Origin of the sequence: Aliagarivorans taiwanensis DSM 22990 (genome assembly GCF_000429505.1) — a bacterium.
Taxonomy (GTDB): Bacteria; Pseudomonadota; Gammaproteobacteria; order Enterobacterales; family Celerinatantimonadaceae; genus Aliagarivorans; species Aliagarivorans taiwanensis.
The window spans coordinates 1-26,693 of the sequence record NZ_AUBZ01000010.1; the positions used below are offsets into that span (position 1 = coordinate 1).

Annotated in this window: 28 protein-coding genes and 1 pseudogene; 17 read left to right on the top strand and 12 right to left on the bottom strand. The window is 55.8% G+C overall.

Going from position 1 to position 26,693, the window contains the following annotated elements:
- Positions 1–240: pseudogene (locus tag G462_RS24750) on the top strand (IS4 family transposase); the annotation flags it as partial.
- A 149-nt stretch (positions 241–389) separates the two neighbouring features.
- Positions 390–1,211 (top strand): SDR family NAD(P)-dependent oxidoreductase, encoded by an 822-nt coding sequence (locus G462_RS23860; protein ID WP_051326613.1) that lies wholly within the window; start codon positions 390–392, stop codon positions 1,209–1,211.
- Between the two features lie 61 nt (positions 1,212–1,272).
- Here G462_RS23860 and G462_RS0108105 read toward each other — a convergent pair whose 3' ends face one another.
- Together G462_RS0108105 and G462_RS0108110 are read right to left on the bottom strand one after the other, a co-directional pair.
- A complete protein-coding gene (locus G462_RS0108105) occupies positions 1,273–1,866 on the bottom strand; it encodes an NADPH-dependent FMN reductase (RefSeq protein WP_026958558.1) in 594 nt (197 codons plus the stop codon).
- The gene (locus G462_RS0108110) at positions 1,863–2,780 is read right to left on the bottom strand and encodes an EamA family transporter (RefSeq protein WP_026958559.1); all 918 of its coding nucleotides are present in this window, start codon (positions 2,778–2,780) and stop codon (positions 1,863–1,865) included. Before G462_RS0108110 ends, G462_RS0108105 begins: the two co-directional genes overlap by 4 nt.
- A gap of 136 nt (positions 2,781–2,916) precedes the next feature.
- Between G462_RS0108110 and G462_RS0108115 the strand changes: the two genes are divergently transcribed.
- Positions 2,917–3,399 (top strand): MarR family winged helix-turn-helix transcriptional regulator, encoded by a 483-nt coding sequence (locus G462_RS0108115; protein WP_026958560.1) that lies wholly within the window; start codon positions 2,917–2,919, stop codon positions 3,397–3,399.
- A gap of 87 nt (positions 3,400–3,486) precedes the next feature.
- On the opposite strand, the gene G462_RS22110 is transcribed toward G462_RS0108115, so the two are convergent.
- Positions 3,487–4,800, bottom strand: coding sequence for an MATE family efflux transporter (locus G462_RS22110; RefSeq protein ID WP_051326614.1), 1,314 nt, complete (start codon positions 4,798–4,800; stop codon positions 3,487–3,489).
- Positions 4,801–4,897: 97 nt separating this feature from the next.
- Here G462_RS22110 and G462_RS0108125 point away from each other — a divergent pair, with 97 nt between their 5' ends.
- A complete protein-coding gene (locus tag G462_RS0108125; protein ID WP_026958561.1) occupies positions 4,898–5,725 on the top strand; it encodes a MerR family transcriptional regulator in 828 nt (275 codons plus the stop codon).
- 101 nt (positions 5,726–5,826) lie between these two features.
- Complete coding sequence (locus tag G462_RS0108130; RefSeq protein ID WP_026958562.1) at positions 5,827–6,609, top strand: GNAT family N-acetyltransferase; 783 nt, start codon at positions 5,827–5,829, stop codon at positions 6,607–6,609.
- Here G462_RS0108130 and G462_RS0108135 read toward each other — a convergent pair.
- Positions 6,573–7,523: an ankyrin repeat domain-containing protein gene (locus G462_RS0108135; protein ID WP_026958563.1), complete on the bottom strand. Its 951-nt coding sequence runs from the start codon at positions 7,521–7,523 to the stop codon at positions 6,573–6,575. The two genes, G462_RS0108130 and G462_RS0108135, sit on opposite strands and share 37 nt — an antisense overlap.
- 204 nt (positions 7,524–7,727) lie before the next feature.
- On the opposite strand from G462_RS0108135, the gene G462_RS22115 reads away from it, so the two are divergent.
- On the top strand, positions 7,728–10,058 hold the full coding sequence (locus G462_RS22115; protein WP_051326615.1) for a marine proteobacterial sortase target protein: 2,331 nt from the start codon (positions 7,728–7,730) through the stop codon (positions 10,056–10,058).
- An 11-nt stretch (positions 10,059–10,069) separates the two neighbouring features.
- Positions 10,070–10,627, top strand: a complete 558-nt coding sequence (locus tag G462_RS0108145; protein ID WP_245579542.1) for a class GN sortase — start codon at positions 10,070–10,072, stop codon at positions 10,625–10,627.
- Between the two features lie 89 nt (positions 10,628–10,716).
- Here the strand turns inward: G462_RS0108145 and G462_RS0108150 are convergent, their stop codons facing one another.
- Positions 10,717–11,541: a pirin family protein gene (locus G462_RS0108150; RefSeq protein ID WP_026958565.1), complete on the bottom strand. Its 825-nt coding sequence runs from the start codon at positions 11,539–11,541 to the stop codon at positions 10,717–10,719.
- Positions 11,542–11,836: 295 nt separating this feature from the next.
- Here G462_RS0108150 and G462_RS0108155 point away from each other — a divergent pair, with 295 nt between their 5' ends.
- The 3 genes from G462_RS0108155 (at position 11,837) to G462_RS0108165 (ending at position 13,377) form a co-directional block, all read left to right on the top strand.
- Complete coding sequence (locus G462_RS0108155) at positions 11,837–12,244, top strand: hypothetical protein (RefSeq protein ID WP_026958566.1); 408 nt, start codon at positions 11,837–11,839, stop codon at positions 12,242–12,244.
- A 21-nt stretch (positions 12,245–12,265) separates the two neighbouring features.
- Entirely contained in the window at positions 12,266–12,937 is a 672-nt protein-coding gene (locus G462_RS0108160; RefSeq protein ID WP_026958567.1) for a class I SAM-dependent methyltransferase, read from the top strand.
- Between the two features lie 116 nt (positions 12,938–13,053).
- Entirely contained in the window at positions 13,054–13,377 is a 324-nt protein-coding gene (locus G462_RS0108165; RefSeq protein ID WP_026958568.1) for a hypothetical protein, read from the top strand.
- Positions 13,378–13,423: 46 nt separating this feature from the next.
- Here the strand turns inward: G462_RS0108165 and G462_RS0108170 are convergent, their stop codons facing one another.
- Entirely contained in the window at positions 13,424–13,978 is a 555-nt protein-coding gene (locus G462_RS0108170) for a cytochrome b (protein ID WP_026958569.1), read from the bottom strand.
- A gap of 97 nt (positions 13,979–14,075) precedes the next feature.
- On the opposite strand from G462_RS0108170, the gene G462_RS25110 reads away from it, so the two are divergent.
- The 4 genes from G462_RS25110 (at position 14,076) to G462_RS0108185 (ending at position 15,686) form a co-directional block, all read left to right on the top strand.
- Positions 14,076–14,189, top strand: coding sequence for a DUF2798 domain-containing protein (locus tag G462_RS25110; RefSeq protein WP_169720152.1), 114 nt, complete (start codon positions 14,076–14,078; stop codon positions 14,187–14,189).
- Positions 14,190–14,355: 166 nt separating this feature from the next.
- On the top strand, positions 14,356–14,916 hold the full coding sequence (locus G462_RS0108175; protein WP_026958570.1) for a DJ-1/PfpI family protein: 561 nt from the start codon (positions 14,356–14,358) through the stop codon (positions 14,914–14,916).
- A gap of 70 nt (positions 14,917–14,986) precedes the next feature.
- Positions 14,987–15,310, top strand: coding sequence for a ribbon-helix-helix domain-containing protein (locus G462_RS0108180; protein ID WP_026958571.1), 324 nt, complete (start codon positions 14,987–14,989; stop codon positions 15,308–15,310).
- Positions 15,311–15,443: 133 nt separating this feature from the next.
- Complete coding sequence (locus tag G462_RS0108185; RefSeq protein ID WP_026958572.1) at positions 15,444–15,686, top strand: TIGR02647 family protein; 243 nt, start codon at positions 15,444–15,446, stop codon at positions 15,684–15,686.
- On the opposite strand, the gene sfsA is transcribed toward G462_RS0108185, so the two are convergent.
- Together sfsA and thpR are read right to left on the bottom strand one after the other, a co-directional pair.
- Positions 15,683–16,402 carry a DNA/RNA nuclease SfsA gene (gene sfsA, locus G462_RS0108190; RefSeq protein WP_026958573.1) on the bottom strand — a complete coding sequence of 240 codons (720 nt, stop codon included), beginning with the start codon at positions 16,400–16,402 and terminating at the stop codon, positions 15,683–15,685. The genes G462_RS0108185 and sfsA overlap by 4 nt on opposite strands.
- Positions 16,403–16,441: 39 nt before the next feature.
- Positions 16,442–17,017: an RNA 2',3'-cyclic phosphodiesterase gene (gene thpR / locus G462_RS0108195; RefSeq protein WP_026958574.1), complete on the bottom strand. Its 576-nt coding sequence runs from the start codon at positions 17,015–17,017 to the stop codon at positions 16,442–16,444.
- 47 nt (positions 17,018–17,064) lie between these two features.
- On the opposite strand from thpR, the gene hrpB reads away from it, so the two are divergent.
- Positions 17,065–19,542: an ATP-dependent helicase HrpB gene (gene hrpB / locus G462_RS0108200; RefSeq protein ID WP_026958575.1), complete on the top strand. Its 2,478-nt coding sequence runs from the start codon at positions 17,065–17,067 to the stop codon at positions 19,540–19,542.
- Here the strand turns inward: hrpB and G462_RS0108205 are convergent.
- A complete protein-coding gene (locus G462_RS0108205) occupies positions 19,520–20,032 on the bottom strand; it encodes a transglutaminase-like domain-containing protein (protein WP_026958576.1) in 513 nt (170 codons plus the stop codon). The two genes, hrpB and G462_RS0108205, sit on opposite strands and share 23 nt — an antisense overlap.
- Positions 20,033–20,108: 76 nt before the next feature.
- Entirely contained in the window at positions 20,109–20,891 is a 783-nt protein-coding gene (locus G462_RS22120) for a glutathione S-transferase family protein (protein ID WP_051326616.1), read from the bottom strand.
- A 179-nt stretch (positions 20,892–21,070) separates the two neighbouring features.
- On the opposite strand from G462_RS22120, the gene mrcB reads away from it, so the two are divergent.
- Positions 21,071–23,446: a penicillin-binding protein 1B gene (gene mrcB / locus G462_RS22125; protein ID WP_084404984.1), complete on the top strand. Its 2,376-nt coding sequence runs from the start codon at positions 21,071–21,073 to the stop codon at positions 23,444–23,446.
- Between the two features lie 73 nt (positions 23,447–23,519).
- Here the strand turns inward: mrcB and G462_RS0108220 are convergent, their stop codons facing one another.
- Both G462_RS0108220 and hemL read right to left on the bottom strand, forming a co-directional pair.
- A complete protein-coding gene (locus tag G462_RS0108220; RefSeq protein WP_342664476.1) occupies positions 23,520–23,960 on the bottom strand; it encodes a DUF4870 family protein in 441 nt (146 codons plus the stop codon).
- A gap of 160 nt (positions 23,961–24,120) precedes the next feature.
- Positions 24,121–25,410 (bottom strand): glutamate-1-semialdehyde 2,1-aminomutase, encoded by a 1,290-nt coding sequence (gene hemL / locus G462_RS0108225; RefSeq protein ID WP_026958578.1) that lies wholly within the window; start codon positions 25,408–25,410, stop codon positions 24,121–24,123.
- Between the two features lie 140 nt (positions 25,411–25,550).
- Here hemL and G462_RS23865 point away from each other — a divergent pair, with 140 nt between their 5' ends.
- Positions 25,551–26,570, top strand: a complete 1,020-nt coding sequence (locus G462_RS23865; RefSeq protein ID WP_026958579.1) for a DUF6776 family protein — start codon at positions 25,551–25,553, stop codon at positions 26,568–26,570.
- Positions 26,571–26,693: the final 123 nt, after the last annotated feature.

A 26,693-nucleotide genomic window follows, 5' to 3' on the forward strand; every position in this document is an offset into this window, starting at 1 on the left:
ACCTTCAGAGATTTAAAAAGCCCGGCCTTCGGTTTTGGGTTGCGGCATAGTCGCAGCCGCTGCCCTAAGCGCTTTGACATCATGTTGCTGATCGCATTACTGCTGGAATTGGTCCTGCACTGGGTTGGTCTGTTTGCGTGTAAATCCGGTTGGCATAAACACTTTCAGGCAAACACAGTGCGAGACCGAAATGTGTTGTCACTGCTGCGGCTGGGCAAAGAGGTGCTCAGGCGCGGAGGATGCTATCGGCTAAAAGTTCGAGACATAAAATGGGCGATACTGGCATTTATCCGGCAGCTGAGAAAAAACAGCTATGTTTTCACAGAATTATGAGGGGATCCCTCAGAGCTATGCGGTGAGTGCATTTTAAGGGTTAAGGAATACTAGTGATGAAGCAGGTTATTGTGATCACCGGAGCGACCGGGGGTATTGGTCAGTTGTTGGTGAAGAACCTTTGTGGAGGTCATCGCCATATCGTCTGCGTTGGGCGTAGAGAGGGCGCCTTGCAGCGCCTTGTCGATGACACTTGCGCAGAGAAGGGGCTGAGTGAGGTCGATATCTCTTACGTGGTAGCAGACATGAGCGAGCCGGTTGCGGTGGAATCGGCAGCGATGACGGTGGCAGCGCGCCATGGTCATATCGATATGTGGATCAACAACGTCGGGGTAAACAATCACGCAGCGATGGGGCCGACCTGGGACGTGGATGCCAGCGAGTGGTGGAAGGAGGTTCAGCTAAACCTGTTTACCGCTTATCTGGGCAGTGCGGCGGCAGCGAAGGCGATGAAACCGCAGGCGCGCGGCTACATCGTAAATCTAGGTGGTGGTGGTGCCGACAAGCCGAAGCCCTTTGGCTCTGCCTACGGCAGTGCTAAGGCAGCGATTGTGAAGTTTAGCGAAACCCTCAACCAAGAGTTGATTGAACAAGGGCTGGGGTTGCGCGCATTTTGCTTTAATCCGGGCTTTATTCGTAATCAACGCACCGAGACGCTGGTGGCATCGGAGGTGGCTAAAAAGTACATGCCAAACCTGGAGGAGGTGTTGAACAGCGGGGCGATGTCGGACATTGCCGATTCGGTTGCGCTGCTGGAAGCCATCCTTAGCGGAGATCTCGACAAACTAAGTGGCCGCTACCTGTTAGCAGACTCCTTCCAAGAGGACATCCAGCAGCCGCTAAGTGACCAACTACTCCTGCTGCGTCATCAGCGTTAACTCTCAAACTGGGCAGCTAAGAGCATCAACTAAAAGCACCAGCTGCCCATCTGCCACTTGGCTACATCCCATAACGAAAGGCTTTTCCCACCTCGACCATATCCCGGTGCACTGGCGCAAGGGCACTGGCATAGCTGGCGAGTAGCTGCAGGGTGTAGGCGCTGCGTTGTTGCATCTGTGGGTCGCTGCAATCCAGCTGGTCATTTAGCAGGCTTTCGCAGTAACGAAAGATCAGGTGATCCGGCAAAAAGCACAGATGGTTATTCTTGCTGCCGCTCATGCGCAGCTCGCTGATTGGATACACGCCATTTAGGCTGGCAGATACGCTGACCAGCAGGGCGGGCTTGTGGGCCAGCTCATAGTCAGTGGCCAGCATCAGAAAGTTCTTTAGTGCCGGGGTGGCCATGCCGTGCCACTCTGGGGTGATCAGCACCAAGGCATCTGCTTGCTTAAGCTGCTTGGCGATTTCGCGCCAGCCCTGCCACTCTTCCGTGTCTTGCCATACTCCTTCGTTCCATAAGGGAAGGGCAAGCTGGTGAAGATCCAGCACTTGGCTTTGGCTGAACTGAGCGGTGGACAGCTTCTCCAGGTAGCGGGCAACCCGCAGGCTTTGTGAGTCAGCACGTTGGCTGGCCGAGACGATACAGAGGTTCATAACAACTCCTTTTGTGAAAAGTGATTAAGGGTGGGGTGTTGTGAAGTGTGCTGACGGCGCTCACCTTGGCTGGCGAGCACAATCGATAGCAAGATTGCCGCTGCGCCAAGGCCTTGCAGCAAGGTCAGGCTTTGGTCCAGCAGCAGGTAGCCGAGCACACTGGCCGAAACACTGCTCAAAAAGCCCAGAAAAGACACCGTGACCGGGTCGAGCTTCTCAATACCGCGAAACCACAGGGTATAAGCGAGCAGAGCTCCCACCAGGCTGAGGTAGCCAAAACCAAGGTAGTTTAGCGCACTGAGCGTCGGCGGCAGCGGCTCCACTAACAGCGTTATCGGTAGCAACATCAGGCCACCGAACAGTAGCTGCCAGCCGGTAAAGCCCAGCATACTCATGCCTTTAGGGCGGCCCCATCGCTTGGTTAGCGTGACCCCCACCGCCATACTTAGCGCACCCAATAGCGCCAAAGCGATCCCGGCTGGGTCGAGCTGAGCCTGTTGATTGACGACTAGCAGGCCTATCCCGACCAACCCCACAATGCCTGCCAGCAGCTGCTGGGGCCGAACGCTGCTGCCAAGCAACAAGCGCGAGAGCGCCATCACCAGCAAGGGCTGAATCGCCATCAGCATGGCGGCGATGCCGCCGGGTAAGCGCTCTGCCGAGTAGAACAGGCAGTAGAAGAACAGCCCAATATTGAGCAGGCCCAACAGCGGCAGGCGCAGCCACCATTGGCCTTGCAGCCCTTGCCGGGTCAGCAGCAATAGCAGGGCGCCTGCCGGCAGTGCCCGCAGGGTGGCTGCAAGCAGTGGGCTGTTTGGCGGCAAGGCCTGGGTGGTCACCACATAGCTGCTGCCCCAAATGATCGGTGCCAGTGCTGTTAGTGCCAGCAGTGGGAAAGTGTGTCGCGCTTGCATAGGGTGCTTACCTCCCTTGTAAGTGGAGTATTGTCTTGATGAAATATATCTTTCTAAAAAGATACTTTTTAGAAAATAGTGGGAGTTTAACTTTTGATCAAGTATCTTTTTGAAAAGATATTGATTGGAGGACGGTATGTCCCAAGACAAAGTCGATAGCATCCTTGCCCAGTGGCAACAGGTTAGGCCCGCTCTCGACTGCTCGGCGATGGGCGTGGTGGGGCGTTTGCGGCAAACCAGCAACCTGTGGAAGAGCCAGCTAGATCCAGTATTTAAGCAACATGGCTTAAGCGCGGTGGAGTTCGACATTCTGGCCACCATGCGCCGCTGCGATCAGCCACTCACACCGACTCAGCTCTATCAGACCTTGATGCTCTCCTCGGGGGCGGTGAGTACCCGGATTGAGCAGTTGGTACAACGGGGCTTAGTGGAGCGCTTGGCCAGCCAGCAGGATCGCCGTAGCTGCGAGGTGAAACTCACCGAGGCCGGGGTTGCGCTGGTGGATCAGGCGGTCAATGCCCATGTGGCAAATATGGATCGCATGCTGCAGGTGCTAGATGCCGACGAGCAGCAGCAGCTAGCTGTGCTACTTAAGAAAGTGTTGCTGGCCGCTGACTAGGTCTGCAGCGGCCATTTCCTGATGGATAATGCCTACATTCAGGCAAGCGTGGGTGATGCGTTGAGGCTACGCCAGTTTAGGATCTGCTTACGATAAAGAAGCAAACTGACTACCCAGGTGCTGAGTTCGCATACCGGTGCCACCCACCAGATGGCGCTTGCTCCAAATAACTGTGGCATCAGTGCTAGCATTAACATGGTCAGAACAAAGCCGCGCCTGCATCGATAGCAGGCCTGCTCGCTTGGTTGCCTCTAGCGCGGTAAACAAGCCTGATGTCACCACGTTTATTCCCATAAACAGAAAGCTAAGGCTGAAAACCCGCAAGATGTGGTGGGACTGTTCGACCAGAGAGTGGCCATCGAGAAAGGCTGAGGCGATCACATCGCCAAACAGATAAATCCCCAGATAGCTCACCACACAGATGGCCAAGGCGCTACGTAGGGTCAGCCCGCTGACTTTTTCAATACTGAGAATATCGCCTCGACCACGGGAGTAGGTCACAATGGGCTGCATTCCTTGGGTAAGACCAATCATGGTGATTAACATAAAGTTGTTGATGTAGCCCACCACACTGAAAGCAGATAATTCACTGCTACCGTAGTAGTGCAGGATGGCCGTGTTAAATGCCAGCAATACCACTCCGGCCGACATCTCCGTCAAGCAATCGGGCAGACCAATCTTCACATAGCGCGCAACCAGGCTAAGCTGTGGCATCAGCGCGACAAAACGAATCGTGCCAGAGCGACTGATAAAATGCAGTAGCAGTAGCCCGGCCTGCAACAGCTGTGCACAGCCGGTCGCGATCGCCGCACCGCGTAAGCCCCAATCTAATTGAATCACCAGCAGGTAGTCCAACACCACGTTGGTTACTGCCGCACAACAGATAGCCCCGAGTTCACGCTTGGGAAAGCCGTCAACTTTGGCAAAGACTTCCATGGAATAGCCGACCAAGTAGAAGCTGTTGAACAGCAACAGTGTCGACAGGTATTCCACGACCAATGGCAACAACTCACCGCGCGCACCGAGCAGGTAGGCCAGCTCTTCTATGAACAAGTAGCTTAACGCACATACCGTTAAACCAAACGCCAATAAGGCGTAGAGGGTAGTGGAAAAGGTGCGGCTAGCCGCGTCGTGTTTGCCTTCGCCTTTCTGTTTACCCGCCACGGTGGCGGCGCCAATGGTAATTAGAATGGAAAACGCAAACATAATGCTGATAAAGGGTAGCGACAGATTCACTGCGGCCAGTGCTTCAGGGCCGACACCACGGCCAACAAACATACCATCCACCATGGTGTAGAGTGCGAATACCCAAACCGCCATAGTGGAAGGTAGCGCATAGCGCAGCAGGGTTTTACCAACACCGTCTTTTGTTAAGTCAATGGTGTTGCTTTGAGCTGACATGATAGTTCACCTAATAGATCTAATGCTTGGGTCTTGATTGGAGCGGGGCATGATAAAGTCTTGAGTCGTACTAGAGTCAAGCGCCGGAAGTGAAATAATGAAGCTTTATCGAATTGGCCAGCTAAGCAAGTTGTTTGATGTCAGCGTGGACACCCTGCGCCACTATGAAAAACTAGGCCTGTTGAAACCTGAAGTCGTTAAAGAGAGTGGCTACCGATACTATTCCAATCGGCAAATCTGGCGATTATCGACCATTCGACGCTTTCGCGCGTTAGACGTGAGCCTTGAAGAGATTGCCGGGTATATGTCAGACCAAACCTTGGACAAAACCCTTGATGCATCGGCGATGATTTTGCAGCGTATCGCCCAGAAAAAGCGCGAGCTGGAAGAGCTCGAGGGCCTACTCAAGCGAAAAGTACAAGACGTTAACGAGGCCATCGCCGAGGCTGATAACACTGAGGTGAGGCTTTGCGAGTTTGCAGAGCGGCGCATTTGGCAGGTTAATAAACTGGCAGGTAATTACTGGGATATCGATCGATTTCACCGGGAGATCGAGTCACAGATGAGCTTGAGTACTGAAGGGAACATTACACGTACCGAGCGTTATGGCGCTGCAATCTCCTTGAGGGATTTTGAACGAGGACACTTTGAACGCTATAGCAGCAGTTTCATTATGCATGAGACTGGCCCTGAGGCCTTAGCGGCTGGTCAGTATTTGTGTTTGTCGTATTGGGGCCACGAAAACATAGAGGATATTGCACCAAGGCACCTGCAGCTCAAAAAGTATATGCAGGGGCATGGCTGGCAAGCGAATGGCCCTATTCTGGAGATTTACGTGTTAGATCTCCATGAAACCGACGAGCCCAGTGAATTCTTAACCGAGATACAGGTGCCGGTTAAACTCATTGGCCTTCAAGGCGGCTAACTCGCAAGGTGTCGAAGTTTGCAGGGGTGGGGTTTCATACGATGTACTTTCGCGTAGTATTTGCGCTCGATTGCAATCGAAGTAGTAGGCAATGGAGAGAGATGGACCGACAAGAGATTATGCGCCAGTACAACCAGTATGAGCGCAAGGCACCTTACAGCATGAATGGCCAGCTAAGCGTAAGCCCCCAACTGGTCAAACTGGTCAGCCCCAACGAACAAGGGAGCTATGTGAGTTACTTTGAGCTCACCGCCGCTACGGCCGATGCCGAGATAGCCAAACAGCAGGCTTACTTTCACGCGCGTGGCTTGGGCTTTGAGTGGAAGACCTACGATTGCGACCGCCCTGCCGATATGGGCGAGCGCTTGTTGGCCCATGGCTTTCGCGCCGGTGAGCAAGAGTCGTTTATGGTGCTCGACTTGGCGAAGGTGGAGAGCCCTTTAAGCGATGATGCGGTGGTCACCGAAGTGTGCGATGAAGCCGGGATCCACGACGCGGTTACCATCCAAGAGCAAGTTTGGGGTGGAAGCTTTGAATGGCAGTATCACTACCTACTGAAGCTGAAGCAGCACTCGCCCGAGTTGCTGCGCCTGTATGTGGTGTACTGCGATGGCAAACCGGTATCCGCCGCTTGGCTGACCTTTAATCCCACTAGTCCGTTTGCCGGTATTTGGGGTGGCAGCACCCTTAGCGACTACCGTGGCAAAGGCTACTACTCGGCCCTGCTGCGCCAGCGGATTCGGGTCGCCAAACAGCAGGGCGTGCGCTACTTGATCATCGATGCCTCCGAGATGAGTCGGCCGATTGTCGAGAAATATGGCTTTGAGCTGGTGGCGAAGACCACCGGTTATTTTTCAGCTCCTAGCAACTCGACAAGTTCTTGATATTGGTATTCTTCGGCCAGCTCCAACGGTGTGGTGCCATCGTAAGCGCGCAGCTTGGTATCGGCTCCTGCATCAATCAATGCCTGCGCCGCTTTTAGGTGTCCATGCCAGACGGCATCGTGCCGCGGGGTATAGCCATTATTTGGCCCTTGCGCGTTCAGGGCCTCCTGAAAGCCCGGGTAACCCGCCAACAACTCAATCACCGCCGCATGGCCGTTGTAGGCGGCTTTGTAGAGCGGGATGGCCTGCATATAGTGATCAGGAATCTGCTGATCACCGCCTAGTTCCATCAGCTGGCGAAGGCTGGCAACCAAGCCGTCGCGCGCTGCCACCATTACCGCGGTGTGCTCATCGTTACCTGAGCTGGTAATCGCGCTGGTGGCGTTAAGGGTTTGCAGCTGACTTAACGCGCGCATGCGCGACGCCTTTTCCTGATCGCTGCTGGATGGCGCGGTTACGATGTTAAACGCCTCCATTGCTGCTTGTTGCTTAAGCTGTCGCTTGTGGTGTTGCTCGAACAAGGCGCGGATTTGCTCGGCTTGTTGCTGGCCAAACTGGTCATCGTCGGCGGCGCCAAGATCAATCAACTGTTGCGCCTTTAAGCCAAAGTGCGAGCTGATCTCGACGTTGATGTATTTATCGGCCAACAAGCATGCCACCAACGCGGGTTTGCGATGCCACACCGCCACCATCAACGGCGTTACTCCATGCTTGGGAACTTGCTGGTTGATAAAGGCCCCATGTTCCAAGAGTGCTTGCACAAAGGCGATATCGCTGCGCTGGGCAGCAATATGCAATGGCGCATTACCCATTGTTGGATCGAGTTGGTTGGGATCGGCACCATCTTGTAAGGCTTGGGTAAAGCCGGCAAGGTCGCCCTGAGTAATGAGCTGATGAAGCGCAGGAAGGGTCATAACTGTCTCGTTAGCGGGTTGGCTTACTAGATAATCTAGTTACGCTTGGTGACCAAATAAAGTCTGTTTTTGGCCTATTGCTGTGATTCAGGTAAGCCTGCCCTAATTTCGCCATATTTGGTCGTGATTGATCATCTTTCCTGCCCCTGATTGCCCGCTTGCTTTGGTGTACTTGAGTTATCAAGTGATGACAGGAGTACAGGCATGTTCAGGCGACAGCGGCGTTCTTGGCCAAAGCCGGCACGTAAGCCCAAATGGGGGCAGCGTTTGGTTTGGTTGGTGTTTTTATTGGCGGTGGGTTTTTTCAGCTATCGGGTGTTTGCCGATGAGTTGGCTTATCGTGGCGAGGCAAATGCGCACGGGCTGGATCGGCAGCTGTTTGGCCTAGTGCTGAGTGGTGATAGCGGCTCCCAAGCGGCGCTACAGTTAAGCACTGATGTGAGTATTACGGTGAGCGGGATGCTCAGCCGAGCGGTGGTCAAGCAGCAGTTTGTTAACGATAGCAACCAGTGGCAGCAAGGGCGTTATGTGTTTCCCTTACCGACCAACGCTGCGGTGGATCGCCTCAAGCTGTGGATTGGTGAGCGCTTTATCGAGGGGGAGATCCAAACCAAGCAGCGGGCGCGCGAGCAATATACTCAAGCCCAGCAGCAGGGCAAAAAAGCCAGCTTGGTGGAGCAGCATCGCCCAAATATCTTCTCCACCGAGGTAGCGAACATCGCCCCGGGCGAGACGGTGGTAGTGGAGATTGAGTACCAGCAGATGCTCGATTACCGCGATGGTGAGTTTAGCCTGCGCTTCCCCTCCACCGTGGGGCCTCGTTACATCCCCGGTGTACCGTTAATCTCAGCCGCGCCAGTAACTGCTTTGCAAAGCCATGACCGGGACCAGCCGCAAGATAACCAAGATAACTATGAAGCTAAAGCCAACGCGGAGCTCGCTCGCGAGCCAACCCCGCACAATGCCTTTGGCAAAACCGTGCAGGCCTCCCACTCCACAGTATTCTCTGAACTTGGTTGGGGCCTTGCTACGGATCAAGTGCCTGATGCGCCGCTGATTACCCCATTCTATCGCCGCGATGATGCCAGCGAGCTTGGACTTTCAATCGCGGTACTGCTGGATATGGGGCTGCCATTGGCAAGCATCGACAGCAACTTTGCGATTAACCGCGAGGCACTCAGCGATCATCGTTATCAGGTGAGCTTGGCGCAAAGCGCTATCAGCGACCGTGACTTTGTGCTGCGCTGGCAGCCAAGGCCCAGTGCTGCGCCGCGCGCCGCGCTGTTTCGCGAGGCCCAGCACCCACGGGGCGACTTTGCCTTGGCGATGATTATGCCGCCGCAGCCTCAGCAGCAAGGGGCGGACTCTCAAGCAACTTTGCCGCGTCATTTGACCTTTGTACTGGATATCTCTGGCTCGATGCACGGCGAGTCGATGCGCCAGGCGCGTCTGGCCCTGCTCGATGGTTTGGCGCGCTTAAAACCCGACGACACCTTTAGTTTGATTGTGTTTAACCATCAGGCAGCGCGCTTTGGCTCGGTGGCAATGCCTGCCGACGAGAAACACTTGGCCAGAGCCCATGCCTTTGTGCGCAGTCTTAAGGCCGATGGCGGCACCGAGATCGCCGGCGCACTAGCCCTTACCTTTGCCCAGCCGCAAGATCCCGAGCGGCTGGAGCAGGTGGTGTTTATCACCGATGGCAGCGTGGGCAACGAGCAGCAACTGTTTACAATGATTGAGCGCGACAAGCAGCAGCGGCGGCTGTTTATGGTGGGCATTGGCACAGCGCCCAATGGCTATTTTATGCGCCGGGCCGCGCGCGTGGGGCAGGGTAGCTATACCTTTATCGCCCAGCAATCAGAGGTGCAGCGCCAAATGCAGCGCCTGTTCGCCAAACTCAGTCAGCCGGTGATGCACAACCTTAGCGTGAGTTGGCTTGATGAACAGGGCGTGCGTCAGGCGGCCGATTACTGGCCTCGACCCTTGCCGGATCTGTATCAAAGTGAGCCTTTGTTAGTCAGTGTGAAGGTGCCCGCAAACGTGTCGGCGCTTGAGATCCAAGGGCAGGGGCTGAGTCAGCCTTGGCTGCATCGCATCGAGCTGGTCCAAGCGGCAAGCGGTGAGGGTATCGCGGTGCAGTGGGCCAGAGAGCAGATCGCCAGTATTAAGTTAGATAGTGAGCTGGAGCGCGAGCAAAAGCGCCAGCAGATCCAACAGCTGGGTTTGGATTTCCACCTAGTGACCGACCACACCAGCTTGATCGCGGTGGATAAAACCCCCAGCCGCCCACTCGATACACCGCTGGCCTTTGAGCAAGTGGCGCCGCATATGCCTGCGGGCTGGAACATGAACTCAGCCAAGCTGCTACAAACCGGGCTAGGCAGCCGGACTCAGGTTCTCGCCGGTGTGATCCTCTGCTTGCTGGCTTGGCGGCTCTGGTTGGCGAGTAAGGGGTTGGCTGGAAAGGGGGTGGTGAGTAAGGGGTTAGTCGGTAAAGGGCTAAGCGGACGCGGCGCTAACCGGGAGAGCGCGTGATGGACTGTCCGGTGACACGTACCCTCGCGGTGATCCTGCTGCTCTCCGGCATCGGCTTGTTGGGCCAAGGTGCTTACATCCAACTCAAGGCCCAACTCGCCCAGTGGTTGATCAATGATGCTTGGCGTCAGCAGTTGGCAACAGGCAGCTGGCACAAGCCTTGGTCGTGGGCCGATACCCATCCGGTGGCGAAGTTAAACCTGCCCGGCAGCAACAAGCCTTTGTTGGTGCTAAGTGGGGCCAATGGTCGCAACCTGGCCTTTGGCCCAACCTTGCAGCAGTCTACTTCCGCGCCGGGAGAGCCGGGCAACGTGGTGATCTTTGGCCACAACGATACCCACTTTGCCAATCTGGACCAGCTCGAGCGCGGCCAGCAACTGCTGCTACAAGACGCTCAAGGCAATGAGCTGCGCTACCGGGTCAGCGGCCTGTATGTGGTGAACCAGTACGACACGATTTGGGCGCAGCAGAGCGATGAGTCCTTGCTCACGCTGATCACCTGCTACCCCTTCTCCAGCGCATCTTGGGGAGGCGAGCTGCGTTATGTGGTGCGGGCTAGCAAGGTGTAGTCTGCTATCTATGAGGACTTTCAGGCTATGAAAATTCTTGAGAGCTTAGATAAGCGTCAGATTGACTGACGCTATAGTCGTTAGTCGGTTCAGACTTCAGTTAGCACTCCATCTTGATAGTCTTTAACCGCCTGATCGATCTCTTGTTGGGTGTTCATCACAAACGGCCCCCAGTGAACCACCCGTTCGGCAATCGGCTCTCCGGCGAGCAGCAGTAGGCCGGCGTTTTCCAGGTCGAGGTTAATCTCATCCCCTTCGCCGAAGAACAGCATGTTGCCCCGTGAGTAGCTGACGCCTGCATGGCTTACCTGACCCTGATAGATATACGCCATCGCCTTGAAGCTGGCGTTCACCGGCAATGTCAGTGCGCCATCGCCATGAACATCGGCTAGTAGCATCGGTACGGCCGGGTTCGCCAGTGGCCCTTGTTGTCCGGCGAGCGAGCCAGCGATCAGTTTGGCCTGCAGTTTGTCGCCTAGCGTGATGCTGGGAATCGTCTCGGGCTGGAAGTCTCGGTAGTCCGCCGCTTGCATCTTCTTTGCTGCCGGCAGGTTGATCCACAGCTGAAAGCCATGCATCGCGCCATCGGTGGCGATGGGCAGCTCCGAGTGGATGATCCCACGTCCGGCACTCATCCATTGGGCGCCGCCATCGCGCAACTCGCCAACGTTACCGAGGTGATCCTGATGGCGGAAGTGGCCATGCAGCATATAGGTGAGGGTTTCTATGCCGCGGTGAGGATGCGGGGGAAAGCCGCCAATGTAGTCTTTTGATTCGTCGGCTTTCAGCTCATCAAGCATCAAGAACGGGTCCATAAGATGCTGATGAAAACCGGCGATGCGTTGGATCTTAACGCCATCACCATCACGAGTGGCGTGGGATGCCTTGCTGGAAACAATCGGGCGAACAGTCATGGTGATTCTCCTCTTCTGTTAATCGCTAAGCTCTGTTGATGATTAAGAGCGTCGATGCTGTAAGGCTAGTCTTAGTAAAATCGAAAGAAAATCGCATTAATTAGCCAAAAGAGTTCGCAAAAATAGAATTGTGTAAACAGTGAGCTGTCGCTGAGTTCTGCAGCTTGCGTTTGGTGGCGGCTTTTGTCATCAACCTGCACCTGCTAAGCTGTTGTCTTATATGGATATCTTTTCAAGTTACTGGGTGCAGTAGACGTGCAGAAAGAGTGGCTTTTCGATGTTGGGAGCGGCGTAAGTGATTGAGATGGTCACCACCATTTCACTGTGGGAGCTCGGAAAACATGCGATCTCGTGGGTCAGCAATCTGCGGCGAGCCAAACTCGCGCGGCGCCAGCAGTCCTTAAACGCCTTGCGCCAAGTGGTGGTGGCTGCGCAGAAAACCCAAATCTACCTGCAGCATCTAGATCAGCATGGTGACGAACTAATGGAGCAGCAGCTGGCCTTGGCTGAACAGTGGACCGCGCTTAGCTTCGAGCTGGATGACCTCGGCCTGGGTAAGCTGGCTAGCCGCTGTCGGATGCGTGGTAGCGAGTGGGCCAGCTTCGCTGATGCGCCCGCAGAACAAACGGAAATACTCACCATGGGCTTGGCGCGCTTACAGCGCGATGCCCTGGAGATACTGGATCAACTCAACGGCGAATAGCATTGATTACAGGAGTGAGCAATGAGCACTGCGCAAGAGATACTCGGTGAAGCCCTGCAGGCCTTTTATCTGGGCGATAAGCAAGCGTGTATTGATGTTCATACCCAAGGACAAGCCACAGAGTCGTTGCCGGTCTCCCTGTTTTTTCGCGATGCTGAACACTATCCGATAGACGAAGTGGCGCTCACCCTATGCCGTGGCAGGGTGTTAGATGTGGGGGCCGGAGTAGGCTTACACGCTTTGCACCTACAACGGCAAGGCCTGGAAGTGAGTGCGCTGGATGCCTCGGGCGCGGCCTGCGCCATTATGCGCTTGCGCGGAGTAAACTCGATTATCCGCGGCGATATCTTCAAGCAATCCCTGCCGCACAATTTCGACACTTGGCTGATGCTGGGTCGCAGCGTCGGTCTGGCAGGATCCTTGGTGGGGCTACAGCGGCTGCTGCAGCTGGCCTATATCAACCTCAATGAGAATGGCTTGGTGGTGTTGAACTCCTATCTGGGGCCGGAGCGTCAGCCGCAGATCCGTCAGATGAGCTTTGAGTATGGCGGCCAGTGTAGCGAGCCATTGCCGTGGTTGGATGTGGACTATAGCACCTTGGCCGAGCTGGCCGATCAGCAGGGCTTTGAGTGCGATGTACTGCGCACAGAAGATGACGGTAACTATTTGGCTGTGCTCAACAAGTTGACCTAGTGGCTACCTTCTGTCTGGTTTTGCTTACAGCTTGAAACGCGAGCTGCACCTTTCATCTGAGCCCGAAACCGATCTTTGCGGTTCTTCTCTCGTATCCGGGATGAGGAGGATACGTGATGAAATATTTACTCTCTTTAGCCTTAGTTGGGCTGGTAAGCGCATGCAGTACCGTCAGTGAGCCTCGCTACTCATTGGTCGGTTATGACAACAGCAGTCAATGGATGGTGACTGAAGATCGGAGCTGTAAGGTGAATCGGTTCTACGTTGGCCAAGCGCAGTCGGTGAACTGGACTGGCCCGTGTTTCGACGGCTTTGCCATTGGGAAAGGGCGACTGGATGTCATTAACCAACAGGGCGACGGCTATTATGCCTATGCCTGTTTGCAGCCCGATCATTGGCGCTCAGAGTGCCTGATGGGCGGGGGCGGCCGTGGACATTAACCTTGGCTGCAATAAAACCAAGGGAGGCTTAGCCTCCCCTTTCACATTAGCGCCCGAGCATCCGCTTTAGGGTATTGTCTTTATCGATGACATGATGTTTGAGCGCACCGGCCACATGCAGCACTAAGCTTACCAGCAACACCTTAGCGGCAATGCCATGCACGCTGTGGAACAGCTCGGCCAGCTCCTTGTTGATGGGCATATTGCGCTGCGGGTTGTCGGGCATTGGGTTGTGAGGGAACAGCTCAAGGCCAAACAGCTGCAAGCCGTGTCCTCCCATCGCCGACATCAGCATGCCCGAGAGTGGCATCAATATGGTGGAGATAATCAGCAACCAGTGAACCAGCTTAGACAGTGCGCGTTCCCACTGCTGGTGGCTGGGTAGGGCGCTTGGCCAACCGTTCTTTATTCGCCAGCCGACCCGGACCACGGCAAACAGCACCACCAAGATGCCGAAGGACTTATGCCAGCTATAGAGTGGATAGACCTTGTTGGTGGCCATATACCAGCCGACACCCCAAAGGGCGATAATCGTTAGGGCGATCAGCCAATGTAGACCGCGGGTGGTGTGGCTAAGTTTGTCGCTACTGTCCAATTCCATTTGCTAACTCTCCTGCATCTTGAGGTTGTTTGGGATATATAGTAACTAGCCGGCGCGAAGAATTTATTAACATCGATAACAGATTAGCGACTTTGTCGTGCGTTGGGCTCAGGCCTACCTGGTTGCCTGGCCGATTGCCTTCAGTTTTATGTTGCTGTTTGGCAAGCCGATCCATCGGATGGCTGAGCGACTATGTTCGCGTACGCGGTGATCGGGCTCACAACTTGGTAAACTGGAGCGTAACCATCCTCAGTAAAATCAAACAGATACCCTTGAGCCGTTTAGTCAGCCTTCGATGTAGTACTCCACTACTACCGACCCCGTAACCGGGAGGTTTACAGTGAGTGTGATGTTACACACTTGTTAAGGAGAACCTAATGGCTAAGGTACTGATCATTGCAGGCGACTTTGTTGAAGACTACGAGTTGATGGTGCCGTTTCAGGCGCTACAAGCGATGGGGCACGAGGTATCCGCAGTATGCCCTGACAAACAAGCCGGCGAGCAGATCCGCACGGCAATCCACGATTTTGAGGGCGACCAGACCTACACCGAAAAGCCCGGTCATAACTTCACCTTGAACGCCGGCTTTGCCGATATCCAAGTAGCGGAGTTTGATGCGCTGCTGATCCCCGGCGGCCGTGCGCCGGAGTATCTGCGGCTAAACGCCGAGGTGCTGGAGTGGTTGCAGTACTTTGCTAAGGCCGATAAGCCCATCGCCGCTATCTGCCATGGCGCGCAGTTGCTAACTGCTGCAGGGTTGGTGGAAGGTAAGCGCGTATCCGCCTATCCCGCCTGCGCCGCAGAGGTAACTGCCGCAGGGGGCGACTACGCAGACATTGCCATCGACCAAGCAGTCACCGATGGCAAATTAGTCACCGCACCGGCCTGGCCGGCTCATCCTGCCTGGTTGGCCCAGTTTAATCAGCTGCTCGACTAAAGTTGTAGGGTACTTAACAGGACTTGGCGGCATGCTTAGACATCGGTTTGTCGCCAAGTAAGGCTGCGCTATGTGTGAGATCTACTCCGGGGCCGAGCCCGAACTATTTGAGCTAAAGAGCCGCTCCATCCGCGTCGATGGCGTGGTCACCAGTATTCGATTGGAGGCGATCTTTTGGCAGTTACTAGAAGAGATTGCCGAAGATGCCGATCTGAGCTTGGCGGTGTTTATCACCCGGATCTACCGTGAGGTGCTAGCCAAAGACGGCAAGGTGGGCAACTTTAGCTCATTGCTGCGGGTGGCTTGCACCACGTATCTCAACCAAGGGCGACGCTTGCAATTGCGTCCATCGCTGCGGACCAGCGGCGACGAAGCACAGCCTTTGCTCAGTTAACCGAACAATTGCCGTGCAAATCCTGGGCAAAAAAAGCGCAAAGCCGCAGGGCTTAACAGAACCTGGCTTTGTCACTTGCAAGTGGGTCAGGGCGGTTTACTCTGAATGCAGGCTTAGTTTCGGAGATCCCCTTATGCCCTTCTCTAAAGATGTACTGAACGAACTTAACCTGCTTCTTAAATTCGACGCCAGCAGCCAGCAAACCGGTATCAAGGTGAGCAGCGATGCCGCGCCGGAGATGGTTGCGGCCGCCAAAGGCCTATTCGACAAAGGCCTGTGCACCCGCGATGATGGCGGCTACCTGACCGATCTCGGTAACGAAGTACTCAACCACCTGGCCCATATCGACAGCGTAATGGCGCCGGTGACCAGTTAGCTATCGGCTGGGTCTAGTTTCACCGGCAAGCGCTGCTCGATGCTCAGCTCGGGCAGCGCAAAGCTCGCGGCATAGGCGTAGACCTCAACACCGGCGTCTACCGCCTGAGTCAGTAGCTCGGCGTACTTGGCATCGATATGCGCCGCTGGGCTGACCTGCCGGATGCCGCTGTGCATTACTGCAAACAGCAAGGCTGCTCGGTAGCCTTGCTGTTTCATTTGCATCAACTCACGTAGGTGTTTTTGGCCCCGGGTTGACACCGCATCGGGGAAAAAGCCCGCCCCCTCGCCGAAACGCTCATCCAATAGCGTGCAGCTTTTTACCTCGATATAGCAATCGGCCTGCTCCCCCTCACTCAGCAAGAAATCAATGCGGCTGTTCTCCTCGCCATAGCGCACCTCGGCGCGGATCTGCTGATAGCCGCTAAGCTCGCTGATGACACCTTGTTCCAAAGCCTCTCCCACCAACTGATTGGCGCGCACCGTGTTCACGCAAATCATATGCTCCCCCTGACTCAGCTCCCAGGTGCCCGGATATTTGCGCTTGGGGTTATCCGATAGGCTGTAGTAAACGGTGTTACCTGCTTCGGCGCAGCCGGTCATCGCGCCGGTGTTCGGGCAGTGTAGGGTGAACTCTTGGCCTTGCGAGTCGACCACATCGGCCAAAAAGCGCTTATAGCGTTTAAGTAGGGTTGCGGTGTGTAGCTCTAATTGCATCGTTTGGCATATCGCATGAGTGTTTTGATGGCCAGTAGGCTACCCAACTAGCGGCCAACTGGCTAGTCGCTGATAGACCGAGCCGTGGCTGTTGCGTTGTGAGCGATACAGCTCGAAGCTGTTCACCGGCCAGCTAAGGCCTTGTACGTTGCGTGACAACGAACCATTAAAGCGCCGCAGCAAGCTAATATGCGGCACAAAGGGGTGGGGCTCTGCGGGGCGCAGTACTTGCGCCAGCGCTGTTTGCTCCTTTGGCACCTCGCTGCAGCCCAGCCAGGCGATGCCGGCTTTCTCAAAACAGCCGAGCTGATCTAATGTGAGCTGAAAGCGCACCACTTGCACGCTGGTGGCTAATTGCATCAGTTGCTCTAGCTCGGGCAAGGAGACTGCGGGGTAAAACCCCAAGGTCAGGTGAAAATTACGCGCCGGGATAAGCTTGGTGTGCTGTGCCGTTTCTACTTTTGATGCCGCACACTGCTGATACAGCGCGGCGGCTTGCCGTTCAATGGCTTCGCGCAGTCCTCGCTCGGGGCTGAGTGCGAAGAAGACGCGCTGCCGCTGCGATGGATCCGACGATGACTTAGAGGTTATAGCCTTGCTGGTTGCCTGTGACATGTTTCGGTAGACTAGCCTGCGTGTCTATTTAGTCTAAGAGATCTTTGTTGAGCACCCTACCGATTGAGCAGATTTTTCTTGAGCTGCTGTCATACCTCGCCGAGCAACCCGATGAAGCCCAGCTGATTATTGGCGCCCCGCCGGGGGCCGGTAAGTCCACCGCACTGCCGCTGATGCTGCTGCGTCAAGCTAAGCTCGACGGCCAGATTGTTATGCTGGAGCCGCGCCGCTTGGCCGCGCGCAATATCGCCAGTTATCTGGCCAGTCAGCTCGGTGAGCCGGTGGGTAAGCGGGTCGGATATCAGATGCGCGGGGAGACCAAGGCTAGCGCGGAGACCAAGCTGCTGATCGTCACCGAAGGGGTACTAAACCGCAAGCTGCAGAGCGACCCGGAGCTAAGCGGGGTAGCGATGCTGATCTTCGATGAGTTCCATGAGCGCAGCCTGCAAGCCGACTTAGGACTAGCGCTGAGCCTTGAGGTGCAGCAAGCCTACCGCCCGGACTTGTGTCTGGTATTGATGTCAGCGACCCTCGATCTGGAGCCGCTGCAAGCCCTGCTCCCTCAGGCCAAACAGCTGATTAGCGAAGGCCGCAGTTATCCCATTGAGCACCACTACCATAATCTGCCACGCGACCGCGCGTGGCTGGATAAACTGGCGCAGTTTTGCCTGCAAACCTGCGAGCAAGAGAGTGGCAATATTCTGGTGTTTCTGCCCGGTGCAGGCGAGATCCGCCAGCTGGAGCAGCGCTTGAATGAGCGCTTGGGTCGCGAGTTTGAGGTGCATCCGCTGTATGGCCAGCTTAAGCTGGAGCAGCAGCAAGCGGCCATCGCGCCTCCACCGCAAGGCAAACGCAAGATAGTACTGGCCACCAATGTGGCGGAGACCTCGCTCACCATCGAGGGGATCAGCTGTGTGATTGACAGTGGTTTAGAGCGTCAGGCGTCGTTTCATCCCGCCTCTGCCACCACCCGCTTGCAAACCCGTATGGTCTGCCGCTCTTCGGCCATCCAGCGGGCCGGTCGTGCCGGGCGTTTGCAGGCCGGGCGTTGCTACCACCTCTACAGCGAAGAGGCACTCAACCACCGCCCCTTCGCCAGCGAAGCCGAGATCCTACGCAGCGACTTAAGCGACCTTTGCCTCAACTTAGCCCAATGGGGCGCTCAGGCCAGCGAATTAAGCTGGTTAGATGCACCCCCCAAGGCCTTGCTGGCGCAAGGCTATGCGCTACTGGAGATGCTGGGATTGGCCAAGGATAAGCAACTGACCAAGCTTGGCCAGCAAGTCAGCGAGCTGGGTATGAGCCCGCGTATTGGCGCGATGCTGCTGCAAGCTCGTTCTTGGCAGGAGCGTTTGGGCGAGGAGGTGTTAGTCCGCGCCTGCGAGTTGGCGGCATTGCTAGAAAGTGGCGCGTTGCCGCGCGATGCATTGAGCCCCGACCATGCTCAGCGAGCACTGCAAGGTGCGGCGCGGCAGCGTTATTCGCAGCTGCTGGAGCGCTTAACTAAACGATTCAAGCTAGCCAAACGTGGTACTGGCGCAGATGCCGACAAATGGGATGGATTGCTATTGGCGCAAGCCTTCCCGGATCGCATCGCCACTAAGCGCAGTCAGGGCGCTTATACTCTGGCTGCGGGCTTTGGTGTTAGCGTTGATGGCCAGCACCGCTTGGCCCGAGAAAGCTACTTGGTGGTGGCGGACCTGTTCTGGCGAGAAGGGCAGGCTCAAGGCCAGTTGGCGCTAGGCGCTGCCTTGGATATTACTGAGCTGGAACGGCTCCAACCGGAGCGCTTTAGCTGGCAGCAGCGCTGCCAGTGGTCGAGTGAGAGCCACCGGATTCAGGCGCTGCGTTGCTGGTGCCTGGGCAATTTGGTTCTCAAGCAAGAAGTAGCCGCCCAGCCCAGTGGTGAAGCCTTAATCGAAGGCTGGCGCGAGGTGCTGGCACAAAAAGGCCTTGCCTGGCTGCCACTCAATGAAGCCGCGCAAGCCTGGCTGGTAAGGGCGCGCTGTGCCCAGCAATGGTTTGAGCGCAGCGACTGGCCGGGGCTGGATCAGCAAAGTTTGTTCGAGGAGCTCGATGAGTGGCTGCTGCCCTATTTGGATAGCTGTCGCAGCTGGGGCCAGTTGCAAAAACTCGACTGGCAGGCGCTGCTCAGTCAGCGCTTGAGCTGGGAGCAACAGCAACAGTTAGCCAGCTTGGCACCGACCCACTACCAAGCCCCATCGGGGAGCAAAGTAGCGATCCGCTACAGCGAAGGGCAAGCGCCGGTGATGGCGGTCAAACTGCAAGAGATGTTCGGCGAACCCGGCTCACCGATACTCGGCAACAAGGTAAAGCTCACCTTGGAGCTGCTCTCACCTGCCGGCCGCCCCTTGCAGCTCACTCAAGATTTGGCCAGCTTCTGGCAAAACGCCTATCAAGAGGTGAAAAAAGAGATGAAAGGGCGCTATCCCAAGCACCCTTGGCCAGATGATCCGACAACGGCGGTGGCGACGCGCAAGACTAAGCGAATGCTAGGCCAGTGACTGGGTTCGCTGCCCGCAATAACTTCCCCAGCTCATTGAAGGGTGTTCGATAAGGGATCTCATGGGCATCGAACACCCGATAATACCGGATTGCGTGCCTTCTGGATGTCTGCTGTTCGAGCTGCGCTTTGTCCATAGGACCATACAACTTGCCATTGTCGAAACATATAAAGCGCGCCGTCGACACCGGATAAAAGCAGGTGACATGGGCGGTATTTTGCCGCACTCCCCACTCATCCCATGCCACCATCAACAGCTTGGCTGACGCGATGTTCGACTGCGCAAGGGCCGTCAGTGCAAAGCTCGCCAAGTCATAGCAAAAACCGTATCCATCCCGGTAGGTTTGCTGTGGCTGTTTCCATTGGCAACCATGTGCTTTGCTGTGCTCGCGTTGCTCTGCAGAGGCATAGCTGAGCTTAGTTTGCATAAACTCAGCGAGATGCTCTGCAGAGCGAAAGCGAGCAATGATGGCGTCGAAGTCGGTGGTCACTGAAAGCGCTCCTGAGCTGAGGTTATTTCAGCCTACTTATTTCAATGCCGTAGCGCGATGACTAAGTTCACTACCCTTAGCAGCAGCTCTCTTTGCGCTTGGCTTTGACGGGCTCGTTACAGCAATCAGCGTGCTCAATACAACACTGCTCGATACAACACTGAGCAAGGGTTTCGCTATGGCACTGGCACTTTGAGGGCTGCGCGCAACGGCAGCGCCCGAGCAGGGTTTTGTCGCTGAGGTAATAGCGGCTGAACGCCTGCTCAAATTCCTCCGCCACGCTTTGTTCTGCCAAGCCGGTGGCCAGCAGTGCTTGCTGCCAAGCTTTGACCTTGGGAAAGCCCGCCAGAAACTCATAGCCGCTGCGTTGGCGGATAATCTCGGCGCGATGCAGCACCGGTAGCCAGGCGATATCCACCATACTGAGCTGTTCACTGTTGAAGAAGCGATGATTGCCCAGCACCTTTTCTACCTTGGCGAAGGCGCTGGCCAGTTTGGCGCTGCGCTCTCGTAGTGTGGTGGCATCTTGGCTGCTTTGAGCGCTACATTGCAGCAGGTATTGCTTGGTGCCTAGATAACTCCAGGCCCGGTTCAAGGCTTTTTGTTCAGCGCTGAGTTCGGGCTGCAGCGCCGGATAGGCTTCCTCAAGATACTCGGCGATGGCGTCGGATTCAAACAGCGCCGTGCCTTGTTCGGTGATAAGCAAGGGCACTTGGCCGTTGGGGGATACGTCTAAAAACCATTGTGGCTTTTCGCTTAGGTTGATGTATTCAACCTCATAATCCAGCCCCTTGGCTTCTAACAAGGCAGTGATGCGTTGAACAAAAGGGCAAATGGTGAAGCTGACAACTTTTAACATGGGGTTCTCTCGTGAATTTATTCATGTGTAGTTAAAGACGCGAGAGCGATAGAAAAGATGCAAACTATATCCAAAAAAGTGTGCTCGCCGGCTAACTTCTCCACAGAGCTGCATGCGTCACAAAAGCAGGGTATCCTATGGCCATTCCTTAAGTATTTCGTCGTTGGGATCCCCTGCCAATGAGTGCTGCCAAAAAAGGTCGCAACACTAAAGCCACCACCAAGGCAAAAGCCAAGCCGAGAAAGCCATCCAAAGCCCGTTCAAGCAAAGGGCGTACGCGTAAGACTACCAAGAACGCTAGCTCCTGGTGGCGTAGGGCGTTAGTGCTAGGAGCCAAGCTAGGTATTGGCGTGCTTGCGGTGCTGTTGCTGTGGGGCGTTTACCTCGACAGCAAGATCCAACAGCGCTTCGCTGGCGACAAATGGGAGCTACCCGCTGCAGTGTATGGGCGCGAGCTGCAGCTCTATCCCGGTTTGCGGATGACCCGCCAAGAGCTGCAGGACGAGCTGGCTCAACTGAACTACCGCAAAGTGAAGCGGGCCCAGCGCGCCGGTGAGTATGCCGTGTCCAGCACCCGTATCGAACTGGTGCGGCGCAACTTTGATTTTGCCGATGGCGGCGAGCCTGAGCTGCCGCTGCTGCTGACCTTTAACGGCCAGCGTTTGGCCCAGATCCAACATCGCGACAGCGCCGAAGAGCTGGCGCAAACCCGGCTCGATCCGATGTTGCTTGGGCGGATTAACGTTAGCGATCAGGAAGACCGGATCTTGGTGCGTTTGGAAGATGTGCCCCAGCAACTGATCGATGCCCTGCTATTAACCGAAGATCGTGACTTTTACCAACATGATGGCGTCTCACCGACTGCAATTCTCCGTGCCTTGATGGTTAACCTACGTGCCGGTCGCACCGTACAAGGCGGCAGTACCCTGACACAGCAGCTGGCTAAAAACTTCTTTCTGACTCGCGAGCGCACCCTGTGGCGCAAGGCCCAAGAAGCCTATATCGCGGTACTGATGGAGCTGCGTTTCAGCAAAGACGAGCTGCTGGAAGCCTACCTCAACGAGGTGTATCTGGGGCAGAACGGCAGCAATGGGGTCTATGGCATCGGCTTGGCCAGCTACTTCTACTTTGGGGTGCCGGTCAGTGACCTGCGGGTTGAGCAGATAGCCACCCTGGTGGGCTTGGTCAAGGGGCCTTCCTATTACGATCCGTGGCGACATGGCGAGCGGGCACTCAAGCGCCGCGATCTGATCTTGTGGCTGCTGGTGGAGCACGAGCTGCTCAGCAGCGATGACTACCAGCACGCCACCGCGCAAGGCCTAGGGGTTATCCGCCGTGGCAGCATGGGCTATCAAAAACTTCCCGGCTTTATGACGCTGGTGCAGCGCGAGCTGAAGCAGCATGCCAGTGGTTGGCAGCAGCACAATGGGGTGAAGATCTTCACCACTCTCGACCCGCGCTCACAACGGCATGCCCAGCAAGCCGCCAGTGCGGTGTTGACTGAGCTGGATAAGAGCAAGCCGGAGCTAGAAACCGCCATGGTGGTGAGCGAGCGCTATAGCGGGGCGATCCGCGCCTTGGTGGGCGGACGCAACGAAGCGCTACGCGGCTTTAATCGGGCCTTAGATGCGCGTAGGCCTATCGGCTCCTTGGTAAAACCCTTTGTGTACCTCAGTGCGTTTGAGGAAGGCCACCATTTGGGTGAGCTGCTCGATGACAGTCCGCTGACCTTAACATTGGATGACGGTAATCAATGGCAGCCGAACAACTATGACCGCGAGTTTCGTGGCCCGGTGATGCTCTACCGCGCCCTGGCCGATTCACTCAACGTGCCCACGGTACGCCTTGGGATGGAGGTGGGCCTGAACTCGGTGATCAACACCTTGCACCTAGCCGGGCTTGAGCAAGAGCTTAAACCCTTTCCAGCCCTGCTACTCGGCAGTACCAGCCTGTCGCCCTATCAGGTCGCGCAGATCTACCAAACCCTCGGTGGCGATGGTGAGTTCCGCCGTTTGTACGCGGTGGAGCAGGTACACGATGGCCAAGGCAACAGCTTGTACAAGGCGAAGGTGCAGGCCCAGCGACGTTGGTCAGAGATGGCTAACTACTTGACTCTTTATAGCATGCAAGAGGCGACGCGCAGCGGTACCGCGCAATCCCTGCGCTGGCGGGTGCCCAAGGTGGCTCTTGCGGGGAAAACCGGTACCACTAACGACCTGCGCGACAGCTGGTTTGTCGGCATTGATGAGCGAGAGATTGTCACCACTTGGGTGGGCCGTGATGATAACCAAAGCGCCGGGGTAACCGGTTCGTCGGCGGCTTTGCCAGTCTATGCTGCTTATTTGCAAAAGAGCTACCCACAGTCGCTACGCCCACTGCAACCGGATGCGCTGGCTTGGGTGAATGTATCGCAGAAAACCGGCCGGGTAACGGCGGCGGATTGCGGTAATGTGGTGTTGCTACCGGCGCATCAGCAAATGACTGCTGAGGTTGATAGCTGTTTTAGAGAGCAAACCCGCAAGGCGGGTAACTGGCTGCAGCGGATTTTTAACTGAGCCCAAGCAGGACGCTTATCGGGGGGCAGCAAGAGACGAAGTTGAAACGTCGTCGCTTGCTGCAAAGTGTGGCTTAGTTGTAAGGCTTATCAGAAGTCAAACGTGCCAGACCTTTGATTACACGGTATAGACACCAGATACCGCCAGCGATTAGCACGATAATACCGATGCCCACAAAGCTCAGTACAAAGCCCACAATACCGATGATCAGACCCACCCAGAAGGTCTTGGTGATGTTGTCGTAGTGGTCTTGAAAGAGGGTGCCAGCCGCATCACCTTTTTTCACCATGCCCCAGATGGCGCCCGCCAGCCAGAATACGCCGGTAAATAGACCCAGTACCATCATTACATAGGCAATCAATGCATGGGTTTTCGCGTTGTTGTCTTTTTCGGTAGGGGCTGCGGTAGTTGGTACTTGTTGTACGTCAGACATGTTTACATCCTTGGATGTCTTTCCCGATGTCGTTGTTGTTGCAAGCAGCGTCAGGCCACTTACGGCGAGATATTCTAACAGATTGTTTTTAAAGAAATATGTAAAGAAATGAAAAGTTGGAGCTAGGGCGTATTGGTTTTATCAAGCGCGATGTGGGCTTTGTCGTCTATCGCTAAACGGCTGGCCGAAGGTGGCTGTGATTGGGAAAGAAACTGAGGGGGCAAGCGCCCCCTAACCTTAATTACGCGCTGGCTAGCTTGGCAAAACAACGTTCAGCAGCGGCGATAGTGGCGTCGATATCCTCAATGCTGTGGGCCAGTGAGGTGAAGCCCGCTTCAAAGGCGGAAGGTGCCAGGTAGACTCCTTCGTCCAGCATCAGGTGGAAGAAGCGCTTAAAGCGTTCCAGGTCGCACTCGCACACTTGCGCGAAGTTCGTGACTTGCTCCGCCTCGGTAAAGAACAGGCCAAACATACCGCCCACTTGGTTGGTGGCTAGTGGAATGCCTTGGCGCTCTGCGGCGGCTTTGATGCCGTTAACCAAGCGCTCGGTGGTCGCGCTCAAGTGTTGGTGCAGCCCTGGCTCTTGCAGTGCGGTGAGCGCAGCCAAACCCGCTGCCATGGCTATCGGGTTACCTGATAGTGTGCCAGCTTGATAGACCGGACCGAGTGGCGCCAGCTTTGCCATCACCTCTTTTTTACCGCCGAAGGCGCCAACCGGCATACCGCCGCCGATCACCTTGCCCAGACAGGTAAGGTCGGGGGTAATGCCGTAGTGGCTCTGCGCGCCACCCAAGGCAACCCGGAATCCGGTCATTACCTCGTCGATAATTAGCAGTGCGCCATGCTCATCACAGATGCTGCGCAGCCCCTCTAGAAAGCCCGGCTGTGGTGGAATGCAGTTCATATTGCCAGCCACTGGTTCGAGGATGATGCACGCAATGTCCTCGCCGAACTCTTTGAACAGTGCGCTAACTGAATCAAGGTTGTTGTAGCTGGCGGTCAGGGTGTGTTTGGCGAAATCGGCCGGTACGCCCGGGGAGTTGGGCTCACCGAGGGTTAGTGCGCCAGAGCCGGCTTTTACCAATAGCGAGTCAGCGTGGCCGTGGTAGCAGCCTTCGAACTTGAGGATTTTGCTGCGGCCGGTGTAGCCGCGGGCCAAACGGATGGCGCTCATGGTGGCTTCGGTGCCGGAGTTGACCATGCGTACCTGATCCATCGACGGGACCAGCTTACATACCAGCTCGGCCATTTCGATTTCCACCTCGGTTGGCGCACCAAAGCTTAAGCCTTGTTCGGCAGCATCGATGACCGCTTGGCGGATCGCTGGGTGGTTATGGCCAAGGATCATCGGCCCCCAAGAGCCTACATAGTCGATGTAGGCTTTGCCATCGGCATCATAGATGCGCGCACCATCGGCTTTTTCGATAAACAGCGGGGTACCGCCAACGCCGTTAAAGGCGCGCACCGGGGAGTTAACACCGCCGGGGATGGCTTGTTGGGCTTGGCTGAATAGTGATTCAGAGCGAGACATGTTTAATCCTTTGAACTCAGGCAGAATTTGCCGATCACTATATCAAAATTTAGGTCTAAGTCAGCGCTGATTAGATGATGTGGCGCGTTTCATCCCCTCGCATTTCCACGTAAACTGCGGACAGTAATGGATTAATCTGGATGTATCCCTTGAAACGACTCTCGCTGCTTATCGTTACCTTCGTTGTCAGTTTGGCGCTGTTTATTGTGTGGTTGGCACACAACCTAAATATGGAGCAACAGCATCAGCTTGGGGAAGTTGAACGCGCTAGCGAACTTGCTCATCAGCAGGCGCTGGAGCTACAACAGCAGCTGAAGTTAACCGAGCAGGCCCTGGTTATTGGCCAAGCAGAGGTGGAACAGCTGCAGCAGGTACTGCGTCAAAGCGAGGAGCTCAATGCTGAGCTGCAAGAAGAGCTGAGCCTGTATCGCCGGATTATGGCCCCGGAGCAGAGCGCCGGTGGCGCGGTGATTGAGCGCTTCCAGCTGCAAAAGCAACTGAGTGAGGGCTACTACCGGATGCAGGTCCTGTTGATTCAAGTGGCTCATAAGAAGCGCTGGCTCGATGGCGATGTGGACTTGCTGATCAGCGGTAGCGAACAAGGCGAGCCACGAGAGTACCGCTTATCGGATCTGCGTGATAGCGGCAGTTTGCCCAGCTTTAAGTTCCGCTATTTTCAGGAACTAAGTAGTAACTTTAAGCTACCTCAGGGCTTTTTACCGGAGCAGGTTCAGGTGGTGGTCAGCTTCAAGGCTGATAACGCCAGCAAGGTGAACAGATTGACCCTCAATCAAGAGTGGCAACCGCTGGCCATCGCCGATGACTACCCGGTCGCAGGCATCGAACTGCTGCCAACACCGGAGTTGGTTTCACAAGAAGCGCAGGAAGAGGCGGGGGAAGCAGCGCTGCAACAGAGCGAGCTTACCGAGGCCGAAGCGCCAAGCGTCAGCGAGGCGGCCGTACAAGCAGAGGCCCAGTTAGCGCAGGGGGAGCAGTTAGATCAGGTTGAGAAAGCCACCACGGTTGAGCTGATTGAATCCGATGGCGAGGCGAGTCAAACCGCGCCTTCGGCCACTAGATTGGTGGCGCCTCAAGGCCAAGGCAGCGGGGCGAACACCACCGATTCCCCCCGAAACACCATGCAGCTAGATAGCAATTAGCCATCGGTATGTTTTGGGCTTGGTTGAACTGCCGTGCCTATGCAAACTGATCATGCTCAGCAACTCTCACGGTCGGACGAATACTTGAACTAATTAGTCGGGTATTAGATAATGCGGCCATTA

What these genes read in the sequence shown, in the direction of transcription:
- G462_RS23860 (WP_051326613.1), top strand. Translation starts at nt 390, where the DNA reads ATGAAGCAGGTTATTGTGATCACCGGAGCGACCGGGGGTATTGGTCAG.
- G462_RS0108105 (WP_026958558.1), bottom strand. Translation starts at nt 1,866, where the DNA reads ATGAACCTCTGTATCGTCTCGGCCAGCCAACGTGCTGACTCACAAAGC.
- G462_RS0108110 (WP_026958559.1), bottom strand. Translation starts at nt 2,780, where the DNA reads ATGCAAGCGCGACACACTTTCCCACTGCTGGCACTAACAGCACTGGCA.
- G462_RS0108115 (WP_026958560.1), top strand. Translation starts at nt 2,917, where the DNA reads ATGTCCCAAGACAAAGTCGATAGCATCCTTGCCCAGTGGCAACAGGTT.
- G462_RS22110 (WP_051326614.1), bottom strand. Translation starts at nt 4,800, where the DNA reads ATGTCAGCTCAAAGCAACACCATTGACTTAACAAAAGACGGTGTTGGT.
- G462_RS0108125 (WP_026958561.1), top strand. Translation starts at nt 4,898, where the DNA reads ATGAAGCTTTATCGAATTGGCCAGCTAAGCAAGTTGTTTGATGTCAGC.
- G462_RS0108130 (WP_026958562.1), top strand. Translation starts at nt 5,827, where the DNA reads ATGGACCGACAAGAGATTATGCGCCAGTACAACCAGTATGAGCGCAAG.
- G462_RS0108135 (WP_026958563.1), bottom strand. Translation starts at nt 7,523, where the DNA reads ATGACCCTTCCTGCGCTTCATCAGCTCATTACTCAGGGCGACCTTGCC.
- G462_RS22115 (WP_051326615.1), top strand. Translation starts at nt 7,728, where the DNA reads ATGTTCAGGCGACAGCGGCGTTCTTGGCCAAAGCCGGCACGTAAGCCC.
- G462_RS0108150 (WP_026958565.1), bottom strand. Translation starts at nt 11,541, where the DNA reads ATGACTGTTCGCCCGATTGTTTCCAGCAAGGCATCCCACGCCACTCGT.
- G462_RS0108160 (WP_026958567.1), top strand. Translation starts at nt 12,266, where the DNA reads ATGAGCACTGCGCAAGAGATACTCGGTGAAGCCCTGCAGGCCTTTTAT.
- G462_RS0108165 (WP_026958568.1), top strand. Translation starts at nt 13,054, where the DNA reads ATGAAATATTTACTCTCTTTAGCCTTAGTTGGGCTGGTAAGCGCATGC.
- G462_RS0108170 (WP_026958569.1), bottom strand. Translation starts at nt 13,978, where the DNA reads ATGGAATTGGACAGTAGCGACAAACTTAGCCACACCACCCGCGGTCTA.
- G462_RS0108175 (WP_026958570.1), top strand. Translation starts at nt 14,356, where the DNA reads ATGGCTAAGGTACTGATCATTGCAGGCGACTTTGTTGAAGACTACGAG.
- G462_RS0108180 (WP_026958571.1), top strand. Translation starts at nt 14,987, where the DNA reads ATGTGTGAGATCTACTCCGGGGCCGAGCCCGAACTATTTGAGCTAAAG.
- G462_RS0108185 (WP_026958572.1), top strand. Translation starts at nt 15,444, where the DNA reads ATGCCCTTCTCTAAAGATGTACTGAACGAACTTAACCTGCTTCTTAAA.
- sfsA (WP_026958573.1), bottom strand. Translation starts at nt 16,402, where the DNA reads ATGCAATTAGAGCTACACACCGCAACCCTACTTAAACGCTATAAGCGC.
- thpR (WP_026958574.1), bottom strand. Translation starts at nt 17,017, where the DNA reads ATGTCACAGGCAACCAGCAAGGCTATAACCTCTAAGTCATCGTCGGAT.
- G462_RS22120 (WP_051326616.1), bottom strand. Translation starts at nt 20,891, where the DNA reads ATGTTAAAAGTTGTCAGCTTCACCATTTGCCCTTTTGTTCAACGCATC.
- mrcB (WP_084404984.1), top strand. Translation starts at nt 21,071, where the DNA reads ATGAGTGCTGCCAAAAAAGGTCGCAACACTAAAGCCACCACCAAGGCA.
- hemL (WP_026958578.1), bottom strand. Translation starts at nt 25,410, where the DNA reads ATGTCTCGCTCTGAATCACTATTCAGCCAAGCCCAACAAGCCATCCCC.
- G462_RS23865 (WP_026958579.1), top strand. Translation starts at nt 25,551, where the DNA reads ATGTATCCCTTGAAACGACTCTCGCTGCTTATCGTTACCTTCGTTGTC.